General features: G+C 65.4%; 17 protein-coding genes. 5 read left to right on the top strand and 12 right to left on the bottom strand.

Annotation, left to right across the window (positions count from 1 at the left end):
• Nucleotides 1–39 precede the first annotated feature (39 nt).
• Both BVH73_RS15050 and BVH73_RS15045 read right to left on the bottom strand, forming a co-directional pair.
• A complete protein-coding gene (locus BVH73_RS15050; RefSeq protein ID WP_079420074.1) occupies nt 40–1011 on the bottom strand; it encodes a polyprenyl synthetase family protein in 972 nt (323 codons plus the stop codon).
• Nucleotides 998–1264, bottom strand: a complete 267-nt coding sequence (locus tag BVH73_RS15045; protein ID WP_079420071.1) for an exodeoxyribonuclease VII small subunit — start codon at nt 1262–1264, stop codon at nt 998–1000. Before BVH73_RS15045 ends, BVH73_RS15050 begins: the two co-directional genes overlap by 14 nt.
• Before the next feature lie 167 nt (nt 1265–1431).
• Between BVH73_RS15045 and BVH73_RS15040 the strand changes: the two genes are divergently transcribed.
• From BVH73_RS15040 to BVH73_RS15025, 4 genes are all read left to right on the top strand, one after another.
• Nucleotides 1432–2538, top strand: coding sequence for an aromatic ring-hydroxylating oxygenase subunit alpha (locus tag BVH73_RS15040; RefSeq protein ID WP_079420069.1), 1107 nt, complete (start codon nt 1432–1434; stop codon nt 2536–2538).
• Between the two features lie 105 nt (nt 2539–2643).
• Nucleotides 2644–3507: a sulfurtransferase gene (locus BVH73_RS15035; protein ID WP_079420701.1), complete on the top strand. Its 864-nt coding sequence runs from the start codon at nt 2644–2646 to the stop codon at nt 3505–3507.
• A gap of 148 nt (nt 3508–3655) precedes the next feature.
• Nucleotides 3656–4090: a universal stress protein gene (locus BVH73_RS15030; RefSeq protein WP_079420067.1), complete on the top strand. Its 435-nt coding sequence runs from the start codon at nt 3656–3658 to the stop codon at nt 4088–4090.
• A gap of 73 nt (nt 4091–4163) precedes the next feature.
• Complete coding sequence (locus tag BVH73_RS15025; RefSeq protein WP_079420065.1) at nt 4164–4598, top strand: universal stress protein; 435 nt, start codon at nt 4164–4166, stop codon at nt 4596–4598.
• Nucleotides 4599–4605: 7 nt separating this feature from the next.
• On the opposite strand, the gene BVH73_RS15020 is transcribed toward BVH73_RS15025, so the two are convergent.
• The 4 genes from BVH73_RS15020 to BVH73_RS15005 form a co-directional block, all read right to left on the bottom strand.
• A complete protein-coding gene (locus BVH73_RS15020; RefSeq protein ID WP_079420062.1) occupies nt 4606–5655 on the bottom strand; it encodes a purine-nucleoside phosphorylase in 1050 nt (349 codons plus the stop codon).
• A 151-nt stretch (nt 5656–5806) separates the two neighbouring features.
• The gene (locus BVH73_RS15015; RefSeq protein WP_079420059.1) at nt 5807–6796 is read right to left on the bottom strand and encodes a dienelactone hydrolase family protein; all 990 of its coding nucleotides are present in this window, start codon (nt 6794–6796) and stop codon (nt 5807–5809) included.
• 75 nt (nt 6797–6871) lie between these two features.
• A complete protein-coding gene (locus tag BVH73_RS15010) occupies nt 6872–7444 on the bottom strand; it encodes a DUF1415 domain-containing protein (protein ID WP_079420057.1) in 573 nt (190 codons plus the stop codon).
• Nucleotides 7444–8499 carry an adenosine deaminase gene (locus BVH73_RS15005; RefSeq protein ID WP_154048510.1) on the bottom strand — a complete coding sequence of 352 codons (1056 nt, stop codon included), beginning with the start codon at nt 8497–8499 and terminating at the stop codon, nt 7444–7446. Before BVH73_RS15005 ends, BVH73_RS15010 begins: the two co-directional genes overlap by 1 nt.
• Before the next feature lie 133 nt (nt 8500–8632).
• Between BVH73_RS15005 and BVH73_RS15000 the strand changes: the two genes are divergently transcribed.
• Nucleotides 8633–9334, top strand: a complete 702-nt coding sequence (locus BVH73_RS15000; protein ID WP_079420699.1) for a pirin family protein — start codon at nt 8633–8635, stop codon at nt 9332–9334.
• A 62-nt stretch (nt 9335–9396) separates the two neighbouring features.
• On the opposite strand, the gene BVH73_RS14995 is transcribed toward BVH73_RS15000, so the two are convergent.
• From BVH73_RS14995 to BVH73_RS14970, 6 genes are all read right to left on the bottom strand, one after another.
• Nucleotides 9397–10491 carry a BMP family ABC transporter substrate-binding protein gene (locus tag BVH73_RS14995; RefSeq protein ID WP_079420052.1) on the bottom strand — a complete coding sequence of 365 codons (1095 nt, stop codon included), beginning with the start codon at nt 10489–10491 and terminating at the stop codon, nt 9397–9399.
• A 63-nt stretch (nt 10492–10554) separates the two neighbouring features.
• Entirely contained in the window at nt 10555–11475 is a 921-nt protein-coding gene (locus BVH73_RS14990) for an ABC transporter permease (protein WP_079420049.1), read from the bottom strand.
• An 86-nt stretch (nt 11476–11561) separates the two neighbouring features.
• Nucleotides 11562–12617, bottom strand: a complete 1056-nt coding sequence (locus BVH73_RS14985) for an ABC transporter permease (protein WP_079420046.1) — start codon at nt 12615–12617, stop codon at nt 11562–11564.
• Nucleotides 12604–14148, bottom strand: a complete 1545-nt coding sequence (locus BVH73_RS14980; protein WP_079420044.1) for an ABC transporter ATP-binding protein — start codon at nt 14146–14148, stop codon at nt 12604–12606. Before BVH73_RS14980 ends, BVH73_RS14985 begins: the two co-directional genes overlap by 14 nt.
• Nucleotides 14149–14263: 115 nt before the next feature.
• Nucleotides 14264–15628: a guanine deaminase gene (gene guaD, locus BVH73_RS14975; protein ID WP_079420042.1), complete on the bottom strand. Its 1365-nt coding sequence runs from the start codon at nt 15626–15628 to the stop codon at nt 14264–14266.
• Between the two features lie 34 nt (nt 15629–15662).
• The gene (locus BVH73_RS14970; protein ID WP_079420039.1) at nt 15663–16970 is read right to left on the bottom strand and encodes an NCS2 family permease; all 1308 of its coding nucleotides are present in this window, start codon (nt 16968–16970) and stop codon (nt 15663–15665) included.
• Nucleotides 16971–17006: the final 36 nt, after the last annotated feature.

Below are 17006 nucleotides of genomic sequence, written 5' to 3'. Positions count from 1 at the left end.
TTCTCGAAAGGATCGGGTGTTGCGAAAGATACGCCGCGCTCAATGCCCGCGCAGCACGATCAGGTCAGCCAGTTCGCGCAGGCGCCGGCTGGCAGCGCGCTGCGGCGGGGGAAGCGTGTCGAGCGCAGCCTGAGCCTTGTCGCGCAAACCGTGGGCCAGCGTGCGCGCCGCATCGAGGCCGAGCGCCGAGACGTAGGTGGACTTGTTCTGCTGAGCGTCCTTGCCCGCGGTCTTTCCCAGGGTGTGGGAGTCGGCGGTCACGTCGAGAATGTCGTCGACCACCTGAAAAGCCAGACCCACGGCATCGCCATAGATTTCAAGCGCCTTGTACGTCGATGTCGCTGCCGTCGACGGGCCTACTCCGCCGCAAGCCGCGCCCATCAGCACGCTGGCCTTGAGAAGCGCCCCGGTCTTGCGGCGGTGCATATGCATCAGGTCGTCGCCGCTGACCGACCCGCCCGTGGCGAGAATGTCCAGAGTCTGCCCGCCCGCCATGCCGTCGGCACCTGAGGCCCGCGCCAGAAGAGCGCACAGGCGCGCCTGCAGCACCGGTGCGATCTCGTCGTCAGGCGTCAGCACTTCATAGGCCAGGGCTTGCAGCGCATCGCCCGCCAGCAGGGCGAGCGCCTCGCCAAACCGCACATGCGTGGTGGGCTGGCCACGTCGCAGCACATCGTCATCCATGCAGGGCAGATCGTCGTGGACCAGCGAATAGGCATGCACCAGCTCGACCGCACAGGCGGCACGGTCGAGCGCCTGCGCGTCGCCCTGCACGCACTCGCCTGCCGCCCAGACCAGCAAGGGACGCACGCGCTTGCCCCCCATCGCCGCGGCGTAGTGCATGGCTTCATGCAACTGCGGCACCAGCGGATGCTGGTGCGCGACGTGATGCTCGATCAAGGCTTGCGCACGTTCCTGGTGCTGACGCAGCCAGTCGTCGAATGAGGGCAGATCCGCGAGATCGGGCGCCACGAACGCACCTTCGAGGTGAGCGACATCAGACACGGTCATCCTCCTCGTCCGGCTCGGTACGCAAGGGCTGAAGCTGTTCGCCATCGAGAACCTGCACCTGCTGTTCGACGGCCTGCAGCTTGCTGCGGCAGTATTGCAGCAACAGGTTGCCGCGCTTGTAGGACGACAAGGTGTCGTCGAGGCTGAGTTGCCCGGCCTCCATCGCCTGCACGATCTGCTCCAGCTCGATCAGCGCCTGCTCATAACTGGTCGGGGCGGTGTCGGCATGGCGGGCTGATTTGGCGGCTGGCATCGGGTCGGGCCGGGGCCGAAAGCGTGGTCGGCAACCCGGGGGCAGGAACGGGAAAGCTGCGCATTTTAGGCGTCGCACCCCGGCTTGGCTGCAAGCATGGACTCTACAATCGGCCGCAGCGTTAGGTAGTGATCCTTTTCAACGAATTGTGGAGGTGCATCCCCATCATGTCCGATCTGAGCATTCGTCTGTCGCAAGATCATTTGCAATTGCCGGTTTCGACCTATTTCGATGACGACCTGTTCAAGCTGGAGCAGGAACAGATTTTCCGCTCGGGCCCACGCTATCTCGGACATGAACTCACGGTGCCCAAGATCGGCGACTACGCCGCACTCGCCCAGGAAGGCGAAGGTCGCGCGCTGATCCATGGCCCTTCTGGCATCGAACTCCTCTCCAACGTCTGCCGCCACCGGCAGGCCGTGATGCTGCGCGGCATGGGCAGCACGGGCAAGAACATCGTCTGCCCGCTGCATCGCTGGACCTACGGCCTCGACGGCCAGCTGGTCGGCGCCCCGCATTTTGAACAAGACCCCTGCCTGCATCTGCAGACCTACCCGCTGCAGCGATGGAACGGCATGCTCTTCGAAGACAACGGCTACCCCGTCGCCCAGACCATGCAGCAGCTGGCCGTGCTCAAGGAGTTCGATTTCAGCGGCTTCGTGCACGACCACACGGAGATGCACGTCTGCAACTACAACTGGAAGACCTTCATCGAGGTCTATCTGGAGGACTACCACGTCGTGCCCTTCCATCCCGGACTGGGCAAGTTCGTCGACTGCAACGTCCTGCAGTGGCAGTTCGCGCCGGAATGGAGCGTGCAGACCGTGGGCGTCCATGAAGGTCTGCAACACCCGGGCAGCGCGGTCTACAGCAAGTGGCATCAGGCCGTGCTCAACTTCCGGTCCGACAAGAAGATGCCCGAACATGGCGCCATCTGGCTCACCCTCTACCCCAACATCATGCTGGAGTGGTATCCGCATGTGCTCGTGGTGTCCACGCTCTATCCGCTGGGCCCGCAAAAGACCCTGAACATGGTGGAGTTTTTCTACCCCGAGGAAATCGCGGCGTTCGAGCGCGAGTTCATCATGGCTGAACGAGCGGCATACATGGAAACCTGCGCGGAAGACGACGAGATCGCCGAGCGCATGGACGCCGGCCGCAAGGCCCTGTTCGAGCGTGGCGACGACCAGCACGGCCCCTATCAGTCGCCGATGGAAGACGGCATGCGGCATTTCCATGCCTGGTATCGCAACAAGCTGCACATTCCAGCCTGAGGCTACGTCCGCGCACCGCCCGCCCCGCATCGGTAACCCCATGCGGGGTTTTTGTTTTATGGTTCGCTTTCCAATGTCTTTTGCATGCAGCTCCGCCCTCCCATCATGCCTACCCCGTACACCACCCTGATCTCCGCGCCTGAGCTGGCCAGGTTGAGCGCCCCCTTCATCGTCGACTGCAGCCACGATCTCGCCCAGCCCGATGCGGGGCGACAGGCGTATGCGCAAGCCCATATTCCTGGCGCGATCTTCCTCCACCTCGACGACGATCTCTCCGCGCCGAAAACCGGGCGCAACGGTCGACATCCTCTGCCCGACCCCGACGCCTTCGCCGCCCTGCTGGGGCGCCTTGGCCTGCATCAACATCAGCAGGTCGTCGCCTACGACCGCTCCGGCGGCAGTTTTGCGGTACGACTTTGGTGGATGCTGCGCTGGCTCGGCCACGATGCGGTGGCCGTCCTCGACGGTGGCTGGGCGGGCTGGGCCGCTGCGGGCGGCGCTCGTGAAATCGCGCCCCCCTCTGTCCGCGCGCCCGGCGATTTCATACGCAGCCCGGCAAGGGTCGGCGCCGTGTCGGCCGACAAGGTGCTCGACAACCTTCGCAACGCGCAACATCTGGTCCTGGATGCCCGGGCGCCTGAACGGTACGCGGGAGAAGTCGAACCGATCGACCCGGTCGGCGGTCACATTCCGGGCGCAAAGAACCGGTTCTTCCAGACCAATCTGCAGCCCGACGGCACCTTCAAGTCGCGCGAGCAATTGCGCGAGGAATACACCGCGCTGCTCGAAGACTGGGACCCGCGCGATGTGATCCATCATTGCGGCTCCGGCGTCACCGGGTGTCACAACGTGCTGGCCATGATGCATGCCGGCATGGACGGCAGCCTGCTCTACCCAGGCTCATGGAGCGAATGGTGCGCCGACCCGCAGCGCCCCGTCGCCACCGGACGCACACCGGGCGAAACATGACAGCCCGGCCGGTCCATACCCCCACGACTCCACCGGTTTGATCTGCAACAAGTCAGGCGATACATTCAAGGAGCAGCATAGGGTGAGTGGTTGAGGTTTCCACGAATCGCAACCCAGACCAGTCTTCCTACTCAAAACGGAGATCGCCATGTACAAGAAAATTCTCGTCCCCACCGATGGTTCCGAAACAGGCGGCAAAGTGATTCCGCACGCCGTCGCGCTGGCCAAGAGCTGCAACGCCGTGGTCGTCGGACTCAACGTCACCGACCCCTATCCCTATTCGGGTCTGGCCGAAACGGTTCCCATCACGGCCGATCAGTACCGCGTCCATGTGACCCAACTGGCCGAAGAAGCACTCAAGCCGCTGCAAGACGCCTGCAAGACTTCCGGCGTGATCTTCGAGCCGGTCATTGCCGAAGATGTCCATCCGTGGAAGGCCATGCTCGACGTCGCCAAGGACCGGGGCTGTGACGTGGTGGTCATCGCCTCGCACGGCCGCCGCGGTATGCAGGCCCTGCTGCTGGGCAGTGAAACCCAGAAACTGCTGACGCATTCCACCATACCCGTGCTGGTGCTTCGCTGAGCCACGCCGCCGGGTCTGCAAGCCCGCAAGGGGCGCGGCCCGGCGCCTTCAACCTATCAAGAGGCGCACTCCCATGTTCAATCACTTCCTGTTGTCCACAGACGGCTCCGAGCTCGCGGACAAGGCATTGCCCTATGCCATCGAGATGGCGAAAAAGTTCGGCTCCAGAATCACGGTCTGCTCCGTCATCGACCTCTACCCGTACATCGGCGCCATCGAGGTCATGCCCGTCGGCATGGACCAATGGCAGGACGAAGTGCGCAAGCAGGCCCAAACGGCCCTGCAGCGCGTCCATGATCGTCTGCGGGTCGCGGGCCTGAGCTGCGACACCGTGATCGAAGAAGACGCCCAGGCCTGGCGCGGCCTGCTCGCCGCCGCCGAAAAGCAGGGTTGCGATGCCATCGTCATCGCCTCGCACGGCCGCAGCGGCATGAGCTCGGCCATGCTGGGCAGCCAGACGTCGCGAGTGCTGTCCCACTCCAAGCTGCCGGTGCTGGTGGTGCGCTGAGGGCCTTTCAATCGGGAATGCCCGCACGCCAGACATCCCAATGGGCCAGAATGGCGTGCACCAGTGGCTCCCCTGTGAGATAGAGATTGTCCAGCGCAGGCATGAAGCCCCCCTGTTTCGGATAGTCCAGAAGATTCTCGGCCGCCGGCATGCCCGGCGGCGGCCGATCGAAATCCGATCCGGCACGCAGCACGGCCACACGATTCATATCCGCCCTTCCCGCCGCCGTGGCGCGTTTGAGCGCCTCGTAAGTCGCGTTGTCTTCCTGCTGGGTCGTGCAATAGGTGCCTTTGCCCAGCGTGAGCATTCGGGTCCATTGTTCGGCGCGCTGCCCGAGCAAGTCGCCCGACCACCAGGTGTCGCCTGAAAGCGTGTCGCATTGGGTGACATGCGGGGGCTGGTTTGCCGGCGCGTAAGGGTATTGGGCACGATAGGCGGTCATTTCCGCGCTGTCGACCAACTTCACGTTCCTGGACAAGGCATAAGCCTTGTTGACCAGCTTGGCATCGAGCGAAAAGACTTCGGTTCGATAGTCAAGCGGCGGAAACTGCTCCGGATCGCGGGTGTTGATGCCAAGATAACCGCTGGACCAGTTCGCCGGTTTCTCTCTCGCGTCAATCTCCCACTGAAGGCCAAAATCCACCAGATAAAGCGCCCAGGCCGTGGTGCCCAGAGTGCCTTCCCTGGGGTTGATGCCGGCAATGCCCGACACCAGAAAATAGGTGTGGCGCAGGTCGAAGCGCGGCGAGAACAGGACGGCCATCATCGATGCAGCCGCGTTGGCGTGCCCCATGCCCGTCGTCATCAGGCACAGACCGTCGGATTGGCAGGTGACATCGGGATGGTTTTCCGGCAAGCCCGGCACGGCAATGTTGCGTGGTTGATGGAAGTGTTTCAGCCAGGTCTGCGCCTCCGGTCCGAACATAGTGACGATCATCACCTTCACGGGAATGGGCCGCGGTGGCGCGGCCTGCGCAACGGGAATCGCCCCGCAGAGAAGCGCGAACAGGACTGCGCCCATGGCGCGGTGGAAAAACCGATGGATGACCGGATGCATTGGAGTCTTTCAGGCAGGCGGATGTCGCACCCATGGAGCAAACCGCGTGCCTGCCCGCCCGAACATTCCGAGGCGAGCAAGCACCCGCATGGTGCGAGCTCAGGGCGTGCGGCACCAAGAGTGGACCAGCCGCCTCAGTACAGCCTGCGGCTCAGCCGCTGAGCAGTTTGTCCACCGGAAAGATCTGCGGAAAACCCCGCTCGGTCTGGCACATGCCATCTTGCGGTGGTTCTTCGGCGGAGGCGACGGCGACGACCTGGTGCTGACGCAGCCAGGCCAGCGCCCGCTTCCAGCCGTCCTCGGCATCCTTGGCGTTGTAGCTGGGCCGGTAGTCGGCGTGGAAACCGTGACCGGCATCGGGATACACCACGATTTCCGACGCCTTGGCCGCGGCGCTGCCGCTGGCCAGCGCCTTGCGCATCTGCTCCACGGATTCCTGCGTGATGCCCTGGTCTTTGCCGCCGTATAGACCGAGCACCGGCGCCTTGAGATCCTTGGCGATGTCCACCGGGTTTTTGGGCGACAGCTCGGATGGCGTGCCGACCAGGCGGCCGTACCAGGCCACGCCAGCCTGCACCGGGGCGTGAGCGCAGTAGAGCCAGACGAAGCGCCCACCCCAGCAGAACCCGGTGATGCCGACATGGCCCGCCTTGCCGCCGTTGGCGAGCGCCCAGCTGCGGCAGGCGTCCAGATCCTGCAGCACCTGGGCATCGGGCACCTTGGAGATGACGTTGCTCATCACTTCGGCAATGCTGCCGTAGGCCATCGGATCGCCCTGCCGCACGAACAGATCGGGCGCCAGCGCGAGATAGCCCTGGTGCGCGAAGCGCCGCGCGACATCCGCGATGTACTCGTGCACCCCGAAGATTTCCGACACCACCAGCACCACGGGAAGGTCGGTCTTGCCTTTGGGTTGCGCACGATAGACCGGAATCTTCTGGCCGCCAGACTCGATCTGCACGTCTCCGGCGAGCAGGCCGTCTGCTGAGGTCTGCACGACGGTCTGCGCCATCACCGGCCCTGCGGCGACGGCAAACCCCACGCCAAGCGCGGTGCGCACGAAGTCGCGCCTGGACAGCTCGCCATCCGGACGACCCGGGGCAAGACTCTGGAATTCCGCTTTCAGATTCTCATTCCACATCACAGTCTCCTTGCTTGGAAATGTGAGCAAATGCTACAGCGCGGCAATCCTTCGATGGGCGTGGGGATAAACGCCCTACCCGTTCGCCTCGCGGCACTGAGTCATCAAGTCGGCAATGCCCCGCTTGCCCAGGCGGCGCATGGTGGCTTGGTTCGCCCGGTAAATCGAAGCGGTATCGGGCCGTGCGGCCACGGCGCGGTCGATGCTGGATTCGCGAATCAGATGCAGCATGGGAAAGGGCGATCGATTGGTGGCGTTGGTCACGTCGTCCGGGCGGGTGCCGGCGAACCGATAGTGCGGGTGAAAGCTCGCGATCTGCAGCGTGCCGAGCAGACCAAGGCGCGCCAGCAAGGCTTCGGCCTCGTCGAGAAAAGCGTTGTAGTGAGCAAAGTGCGTGAGAGACTGCGGGTGGATGAGCAGCGTGGTTTCCACCTCTTCGGGCGCGGTGCGCGCCAGGCGCTGGAGTTCATCACCGAGGGTCTGCAGCAGGCCCTCGGTTGTCGCCGCGGCGCAGTGCACATAGCGGATGCGCCCTTTGACCTGCGGCGCCTTGGCAAAGGGGCAGAGGTTCAAGCCGATCACCATGCGGTCCACCCAGGCGCGGGTCTGCGCCACGACGGCATCGTCTGGGGTGGCCAAGGCTGCCATCACGCGCGCGCCGCGGATTGCCACTGTGCGTCGAGCTGGGCGATCCAGAGCGCCTTGTCGCCGTCGGCGGCAAAGCTGGCCTCCAGGCTGTTGCGCAGCAGGGCATAGGCCTGGGGTGCGCCCAACGCGGGTTGGGCTGCGAACAGCTGGGTGAGGTTGTCGTTCACATAGCCGCCGAAGTACGCCGGGTCGTCCGAATTGACGGTGACCTTCAGCCCTGCATCGAGCAACTGCGGCAGGTTGTGCTGAGCCAGATTGGGCACCACGCACAGCCGCACGTTCGACAGCGGGCAGACCGTGAGAGCTACCTGCTCGCGCGCCAGGCGCTGCATCAGGGCCGGATCTTCGCTGGCACGCACACCGTGGTCGATGCGCTCGACTTCGAGCACATCCAGCGCGTCGCGCACGTAGGCCGGCGGCCCCTCCTCGCCCGCATGCGCCACGGCGTGCAGCCCAAGCTGGCGGGCGCGGGCGAATACCCGGGCAAACTTCTCGGGCGGGTTGCCGCGCTCGGACGAATCGAGCCCGATGCTGATCAGATGATCGAGCCAGGGCTCGGCCGCTTCGAGGGTCTGCAAGGCATCTTCCTCGGGCAGATGGCGCAGCACGCTCACGATCCAGCCGACGCTCAAGCCCAGCTCGTCCTGCGCGCGCCGCGCGGCCTGGATGAAGGCCGGCATGAACACCTCGAAACCGATGCCGCGTGCCGTATGGCTCTGCGGGTCGAAAAACGGCTCCACGCGCACCACGTGATCTTGCGCGGCACGCAGGAAGTAGGCCCAGGCCAGATCGAAAAAGTCCTGTTCGGTGCGCAGCACATCGCATCCGGCGTAATACAGATCGAGGAAGGACTGCAGGTCGGTGAAGGCATAGGCCTTGCGCAGCGCTTCCACATCTGCATAGGGCAGCGTCACGCCGTTGCGCCGGGCCAGCGCGAAGATCAGCTCGGGCTCAAGCGTCCCCTCGATATGCACATGCAATTCGGCTTTCGGGCTGGCGCGGAGCAAGTCAGCAACGCGCGATGCGGGCCATAGGGAGATGTCTGGGAGGGGCATGATGAAGGTCTCTGAAAACGGATGGATGAGTGTAGACCGCCCAAGGGCTTTCTCCCGCGACCCGCACCCGGCAAAGCCGCCATCCTTGCACTATGTTGCGCTTTACAACAAGGTCTTCCAACAGGAGCACGACATGATCGAACGCAGACCGCTTGCACAACTCGGTGGCGACCACCTCGACTGGCTGGACACGCGACACCACTTTTCGTTCGCCGGCTATCACGACCCCCGGCGGATGAACTGGGGCGCACTGCGCGTCTGGAACGACGACACCATCGCCCCCTCGACCGGTTTTGCGCCGCACCCGCATGCCGATATGGAAATCATCACCTATGTGCGCGAAGGGGCCATCACCCACGAAGACAGTCTGGGCAATCGCGGGCGCACCGAGGCGGGCGACGTCCAGGTGATGAGCGCGGGCACCGGCATCCGCCATTCCGAATACAACCGCGAAGCCGGACCGACCACTATTTTTCAGATCTGGATTTTGCCCAACCGGCGCGGCGAGCCCCCCGCCTGGGGCGCCAAGCCTTTCCCGAAAGGCGAGCGCTCCGGCCGCTTCATCGCCCTGGCCAGCGGCCTGCCGAACGATGCTGAGGCGCTGCCGATTCGCGCCGATGCAAGGGTGCTGGGTGCCACCCTCAAGGCGGGCGACTCGGCCGACTACGCCCTGGGGGCGGGCCGCATGGCCTATCTCGTCCCGGCCCGGGGCAAGGTCGAGGTCAACGGCGTGGGGCTGGACGCGCGCGATGGCGCGGCCATTCGCGATGAAGCGGTGCTGCGCGTGACGGCGATCGACGACGCGGAGGTCGTGCTGGTCGATGCAGCGCCCTGAATGAAACCGGGCCGGTTCATCACGCAACCGGCCCGGCTTCAGGAGGCGAAAGCCCTGGCTGTTTACTGCCCGGGCACCTTGCCTTCCACGCCCTTGACGTAGAACATGATGCCGTGGAGGAACTTGTCGTCGGCCACTTTGCCAGCGGCGACCACGGTCTTGCCCGACTGATCGACGATGGGGCCCTTCCAGATGTTGAAGCTGCCGTTCTTCAGACCCGCCTCGCGTTCGAGCACGATTTTCTTCAGCGACTCCGGCACCGCGGCGTTGATGTCCTGCAGCTGGATGGTGTCGTGCTTCATGCCCCACCAGTATTGCTGCGACTTCCAGGTGCCCTTGAGCACTTCGCCGGTCAGCATTTCATAGAGCGGCGCCCAGTTGATGGTGGCCGAGGCCAGGTGGGCCTTGGGACCGAACTTGCTCATATTGCTGTCCCAGCCGAAACCATACTTGCCCATCTTCTCGGCGGTCTGCAGCACGGCGGGCGAGTCGGTATTCTGGAACAGCACGTCGGCGCCCTGATTGATGAGGGAGGTCGCCGCTTCGGTTTCCTTCGGCGGATCGAACCACTTGTTCACCCAGACCACCTTGGTCGTGATCTTCGGGTTGACGGACTGCGCGCCCAGGGTGAACGAATCGATGTTGCGGATCACTTCGGGAATGGGCACCGAGCCGACCACGCCGATCACGTTGGTCTTGCTCATACCGCCCGCCAGCACGCCGGCGAGATAGGCGCCTTCGTAGGTGCGGGCGTCGTAGGTGCCGACGTTCTTCGCGGTCTTGTAGCCCGTGGCGTGTTCGAACTTGACGTTCGGGAATTCCTTGGCCACCTTGAGCGTGGGCTCCATATAGCCGAAGCTCGTGGTGAAGATCAGGCCGTCGCCTTGCTGCGCCAGATCGCGGATCACGCGCGCGGCGTCGGGGCCTTCGGGCACGTTCTCGACGAATTGCGTCTTGATCTTGTCGCCGAACTTGGCCTGCAGCGCCTTGCGCGCCAGATCGTGCGCATAGGTCCAGCCGGCATCGCCCACGGGGCCGATATAGACGAAGCCGACCTTCAGCGGATCAGCCGCATGCGCTGGCGCGGTGGCCATCGCCAACACGCTGGCGACCGCCGCCAGCGCAACCAGGGGTTTTTTCAACACGGTTTTGAACATGGAGTCCTCCTTAAAAATGATCTGAAACTGTATACAAAAATCGTGCCTGCTTGGTCGGCCCGCTCATCCCCCCGGGGTGAACGGCTTGCCGATGGACGACGGCATGTTGATGCGAATCCAGAGTGGATTGCGCGACATCAGCGCCAGCACCACGATGGTGGCGATATACGGCAGCATCGACAGAAACTGCGACGGCACCTGCATACCGCTGCCCTGGAAGAAAAACTGCAGCATGGTCACGCCGCCGAACAGATAGGCGCCGAGCAGCACGCGGGCGGGCCGCCAGGTTGCGAACGTGGTCAGCGCCAGGGCGATCCAGCCCCGCCCCGCCGTCATGCCCTGCACCCACAAGGGTGTGTAGATCACCGACAGATAGGCACCGGCCACGCCCACCAGCGCCCCGCCGCACATCAGGGCCAGCAGGCGGATGCGCCGCACCGGATAGCCCAGAGCATGCGCCGACTCGGGGGACTCGCCCACCGCGCGCAGCACCAAGCCCGCGCGCGTCCGGTCGAAGAACCAGATCAAGCCGATCGCCAGCACGATGGTCAGATACACCATGAGGTGGTGGCGAAACAGCGCCGGCCCGAAGAAGGGAAGCTGGCTGAGCACCGGAATGTCCAGCGGCTGGAAGTTGGGCAGCGTCTTGCCCACGTAATCGATGCCGATGAAGGCCGACAGCCCCGCGCCGAACAGCGTGAGCGCCAGGCCCGTGGCGTACTGATTGGTGTTCAGCCAGATCACCAGCAGACCCAGCGCCCCCGCCAGCAGCGCCCCGGCCACCGCGCCAGCCCCAAAGGCGACCCACTGATTGCCCGTATGCAAGGCCACGGCAAAGCCGATGACCGCGGCCATCAGCATCATGCCCTCGGCGCCGAGGTTGACCACGCCTGATTTTTCGTTGATGAGCAGACCCAGCGCCGCCAGCGCCAGCGGCGTGCCCGCGCTCAGCGTAGTCGCGATGAGAGAAGCCGTCATGTCCATGTCAGTTCGCGCCGGGCCGCCCCAAGAGAACTGCGGCCCCCTCGGGGGGCAGCGAGCAAAGCGAGCGTGGGGGCATAGGCGTCTCCTCAGCGTTTAAAGCGGATGCGGTGGTGGATCAAGGTATCGCAGGCCAGCAGCGAAAACAGCAGCAAGCCCTGGAAGACGCCCGTCATCGCATTGGGCAGACCCAGGCGCGACTGCGCCAGCTCGCCGCCAATGTAGAACATCGCCATCAGCGCGCCCGAGAGCACGATGCCCACCGGATTGAGGCGGCCGACGAAAGCCACGATGATGGCCGCGAAGCCGTAGCCCTGCGACACCTGCGGCGTGAGCTGCTGCAGCGGCCCGATGGCATCGAGCGACCCGGCCAGGCCGGCAAAACCGCCCGACATCAGCAGCACCGTCCAGAGCGCCTTGCGCGACGAATAACCGGCATAGCGCGCCGCACCGGGTGCCAGCCCGCCCACCTGAAGCCGGAAGCCCTGCACGCTGCGGAACAGAAACACCCACACCAGCGCCACCGCGACCAGCGCGATCGGAAAGCCCCAGTTCAGCCGCGTGCCTTCGATCAGATGGCCCAACAGCGCCGGATCGGCGAATATCTTGGTCTGCGGAAAGTTGTAGCCCTCCGGATCTTTCCACGGGCCGTACACCAGGTAGTCGAGCAAGTATTGCGCGACATAGACCAGCATCAGGCTCACCAGGATCTCGTTCGCGTTGAACCAGTCGCGAAGCGCGGCCACCAGCGCCGCCCACACCATGCCGCCCACCACGCCGGCCAGCAGAATGGGCAGCACGATGGCGTGCGAGGTGTTGTCGCCGGCCAGCAGCGCCACGCCGCCGCCGAAGATCGCGCCGACGATGTATTGCCCTTCGGCGCCGATATTCCAGACATTGCTGCGATAACAGGCCGCCAGTCCCAGGCCGATGAGAATGAGCGGACTGGCCTTGAGCGCCAGCTCCGACAGGCTGTAGGCGTTCTTGAGCGGCTCCCAGAAAAACATGCTCAGGCCGTGCAGCGGGCTCTTGCCCATGGCCAGAAAGATGGCCACGCCGAAGGCCACCGTGATCACCAGCGCCAGCAGCGGCGACAGCCACACCATGGCTCTCGAAGGGGCGCTTCGGGGTTCAAGCCGCAGCATGGCTGACCTCCGTGGCGGCTTGCGCGCCGTCCATCGGGCCCTGCGGCCACAGCCCGCTCATCCAAACCCCGATCTGCTCGACCGTCGCGTCGGCGCGGGCGATGGAGGGCGACAGCTTGCCGCGCGCCATCACCTGCAGCCGGTCGGCGATCTCGAACAGTTCGTCAAGCTCTTCCGAGATGACCAGCACGGCGCAGCCCGCATCGCGCAGGCCCAGAAGCTCGGCCCGGATCTGCGCCGCGGCGCCCACGTCCACGCCCCAGGTCGGTTGCGCCACCAGCAGCACGCGGGGCTGGCCGAGAATTTCCCGGCCCACGATGTACTTCTGCAGATTGCCGCCCGACAGGCTGCGCGCCGCGGCCTGCGGACCGCCGGCCTTCACGCCGAAGCGGGCGATCACCGCCTGCGCCTGCTCGCGCAGGGTCTGGCGCTGGATCAGACCGTGCGAAACAACCTCGGCGGGGCGCGCGGTCAGCAAAATGTTCTGCTCCAGCGACAGGACCGGCACCGTCGCCCGCCCCAGACGCTCTTCCGGGATGAAATGCAGGCCGCGCTTGCGGCGCTCACCCGGCCCGAGCGCGCCCACGGGCTCGCCCGCCAGCCGCACGGCTGCGGGGCGAGCGCGCCGGTCTTCGCCCGACAGCGCGGCGAGCAATTCCTGCTGGCCATTGCCCGACACGCCGGCGATGCCCAGAATTTCCCCGGCGCGCACCTCCAGCGAGAGATGGTCGATGGCCACGCTGAATTCGCCATCGCCCGGCAGTTCCAGATCGTCCACCTTCAGCAGCACCTCGCCGAGCTGGGACGGCCGGTGCTGCAGCGCGGGCGGATCGGCGCCGATCATCAGCCGCGACAGGCTGGCCTCGGTTTCCTGGGCCGGATCGACGCGCCCGCTCACCCGACCGCCGCGCAACACCGTGCAGTTGTGGCAGAGCTTGCGAATCTCGTCGAGCTTGTGGCTGATGTAGAGAATGCTGCAGCCGTCCGCGGCGAGCTGGCGCAGCACGACAAACAGCTTTTCGACGGCCTGCGGCGTGAGCACCGAGGTCGGCTCGTCGAGGATGAGCAGCGTGGGATCGGCCAGCAGGCAGCGGATGATCTCCACCCGCTGGCGTTCGCCGACCGACAGGGTGTGCACCGGACGGCGGGGCGCGCAGTCCAGCCCGTACCGATGCGCGATGGCATTGATGCGGGTCTCCACTTCGGACAAGCTGATGCGGCGCCCCAGACCCAGCCAGATGTTCTCCGCCGCAGTGAGGGTGTCGAACAGCGAGAAGTGCTGATACACCATGGCGATGCCCAGGTCGCGGGCCATGCCGGGGTTTTTCATGCGAACCGGCGCGCCGTTCCAGACGATCTGACCGGCATCGGGCTGCACCGCGCCGTAGATGATTTTCATCAGCGTGGACTTGCCCGCGCCGTTCTCGCCCAGCACCGCATGGATTTCCCCGGGCTGCACCGCCAGGCTGATGTCGTCGTTGGCCTTGACGCCGGGATAGGACTTGCTGATGTGTTCGAGCGCGAGCCGCATGTAAGAAGAGAAGCCGAATGAAGCGGGGAAACGGAATGACGCGGGAATGACGCGGGAATGCCGGATTGTCCTATACCTGACCGCGCGCAGATGCGGCACCCCGTCGTTCAACGCTTCACGGTCGATACCGCAACTGCCCGCTCACATACGTTGCTGCGACATTGCGTTCGTCCGCGAGAGTCATCCACGCGAACAAACGCTCATGCAAGCTACGTGCCATCTCCTGGCGCCGCTGCTGCACCGCGCCCTCGGCCCAGCGCCACACCACCACGTCGGCCGCGGTGCCCGGGGCGAAGTGGCCGATCTCGTGCTCAAGATCGAGGGCGCGCGCCGCGCCCCGGGTGGCGGCGTAAAGCCCCTGCCAGGCCGTCATGCGCTGGCCTTGGAGCGCGAGCACCTTGTAGCCATCGGCCAGGGTGCGCAACTGGCACAGGCTGGTGCCGCCGCCCACGTCGCTGGCCGGCGCCACGCCCACACCGGCGGCCTCGGCCCGGGCCCAGTCGAACAGGCCGCTGCCCAGAAAGAGGTTGGACGAAGGCGAGAAGGCGATGCTGCTGCCGGCCTGGGCCATGCGCTCGCGGTCGGCGTCGTCGAGCCAGATGCCGTGCGCCAGAACGCTGCGGCGGGTGAGCAGGCCCCGGCGGTCATACACGTCGAGGTAGCTGCGGCTGTCGGGAAACAGCTCGGCGATCCATCGCACCTCGTCTCGGTTCTCGGCCACATGCGTCTGCATGTAGAGGCCGCCGGCCTGCTTCGCGTAGCGCTGCAACAGGCCGCCGGCCATGGTCAGTTGCGCGTCGCTGCTGGTGGCGGCGAAACGGGGCGTCACGGCGTAGGCCAGGCGGTCGACACCGTGCCAGCGCTCGATCAGCTCGATGCAGTCGTGTTCGGCCTGCACGACGTCATCGCGCAGATCGGCCGGGCAGTTGCTGTCCATCAGCACCTTGCCGGTGATGAGCCGCATGCCGAGTTGCCGTCCCGCTTCGAACAGCGCCTCGCTGCTGGTCTTGTGCACCGTGGCAAACACCAGCGCCGACGTGGTGCCGTGCGCCAACAGCGCGTGCAGAAAACGCTCGGCGCCAAGACGGCTCTGCTCTGGGTCGGCGTAGCGCGCCTCGGCGGGGAAGGTGTAGCGCTCCAGCCAGTCGAGCAGCGCGGCCCCGAAGGAGGCGATGACATCGACCTGCGGCGCGTGCACATGCGGATCGATGAAACCCGGCATCACCAGATGGCCCCGCCAGTCCTGCCGCGCCCAGCTCGCGTCGGGCGGGTCGTCTGCGGCGCGCACCGCCAGAACCCGCCCCTGTTCGATCAGCAGCCAGCCGTCGGGCTCGAAGCGCACGGCGCCGGTGGCATCCTCGCTCCAGCCGGGATCGCGCAGGAAGTAGAGGATGTCGCCGCGCAGGGCCGTGCGCGCCGGGCTGGCACCCGGCGACGGGCTGGAATGGAGGGAGGTCGGCAAGGGCGTGGCAGCAGTCATGGGGGATCGTTCGGTCATTCAGTCATTCGCTCATTCAGTCGGTGGGAAACAGCGCATAGCGCAGCAGGAACAGCGCCGCCACCACCCACAGCGCCGGATGCACGTCCCGTGCCCGCCCGGTCAGCAGCTTGAGCGCCGCGTAGGCGATGAAGCCGAAGGCCAGGCCGTTGGCGATGGAATAGGTGAATGGCATGATCAACGCGGCCAGCGCCGAGGGCACCGATTCGGTGATGTCGCCCCAGTCGATTTCCAGCAGCTCGCGCATCATCAGCCCGGCCACGTAGAGCAGCGCCGGGGCCGTGGCATAGGCGGGCACCACAGCGGCCAGCGGCGCGATGAACAGCGCGGCGAGAAACAGCAGGCCCACGGTCAGCGCCGTCAGGCCCGTGCGCCCGCCGGCCTGCACCCCAGAGGCGCTTTCGATATAGGCCGTGGTGCTGCTGGTGCCCAGCAGCGAGCCGGAGAAGATGGCCAGGCTGTCGGCAAACAGCGCGCGCCCCAGGCCACGCTGGTCGCCCTTGGCGCCCTCCTTCAGCAACCCGGCCTTGCGGGCCACGCCCGTCAAGGTGCCGGTGGCATCAAAAATTTCCACCAGCACGAACACCAGAATGATGTGAAAAAAACCGGCATGCAGCGCCCCGAGAATGTCGAGCTTGAGAAAGGTCGGCGCCATGCTCGGCGGCATGGAGATGATGCCCTGGTAATGCGTCAGCCCGAGCGCCATGCTCGCCAGTGTCACCGCCACGATGCCGATGAGAATGGCGCCGCGCACCCGCCAGTAGTCGAGCAGGGCGATGAGCAGAAAGCCGCACGCCGCCAGCACCACGGGCAGCGTGGCCAGATTGCCCAGCCCCACCTTGGTCGCCGGATTGGCCACCACGACGCCCGCGTTCGACAGCGCGATGATGGCCAGAAACATGCCAATGCCTGCCGCAATGGCGCTGCGCAAGGACTTCGGAATGCCCGCCACCAGCCACGATCGCACGCCGGTGATGGTCAGCAGAATGAACAGGCAGCCCGAGATGAACACGGCGCCCAGGGCCTGCTCCCAGGTGAAGCCCATGCCCTTGACCACGGTGAAGGCGAAAAAGGCGTTCAACCCCATGCCCGGCGCCAGGCCGATGGGCCAGTTGGCGACGAAGGCCATGATGAAAGTGCCCAGGGCCGCCGCCAGACAGGTGGCGACGAACACGGCGTTCTTGTCCATGCCGGTGGTGGACAGGATGTCGGGGTTGACGAAGATGATGTACGACATGGTGAGAAACGTCGTCACCCCCGCCAGGATCTCGGTGCGCACATCGGTGCCGTGCGCATCGAGCTTGAACAAGGTTCGCAGATTCATGGACAGTCTCCTCGGGTTTTCACGCCTCGCTCAGGG

Source organism: Thiomonas intermedia (assembly GCF_002028405.1).
Lineage (GTDB): Bacteria > Pseudomonadota > Gammaproteobacteria > Burkholderiales > Burkholderiaceae_C > Thiomonas > Thiomonas intermedia.
This window is presented reverse-complemented; position numbering and strand designations above follow the sequence as displayed.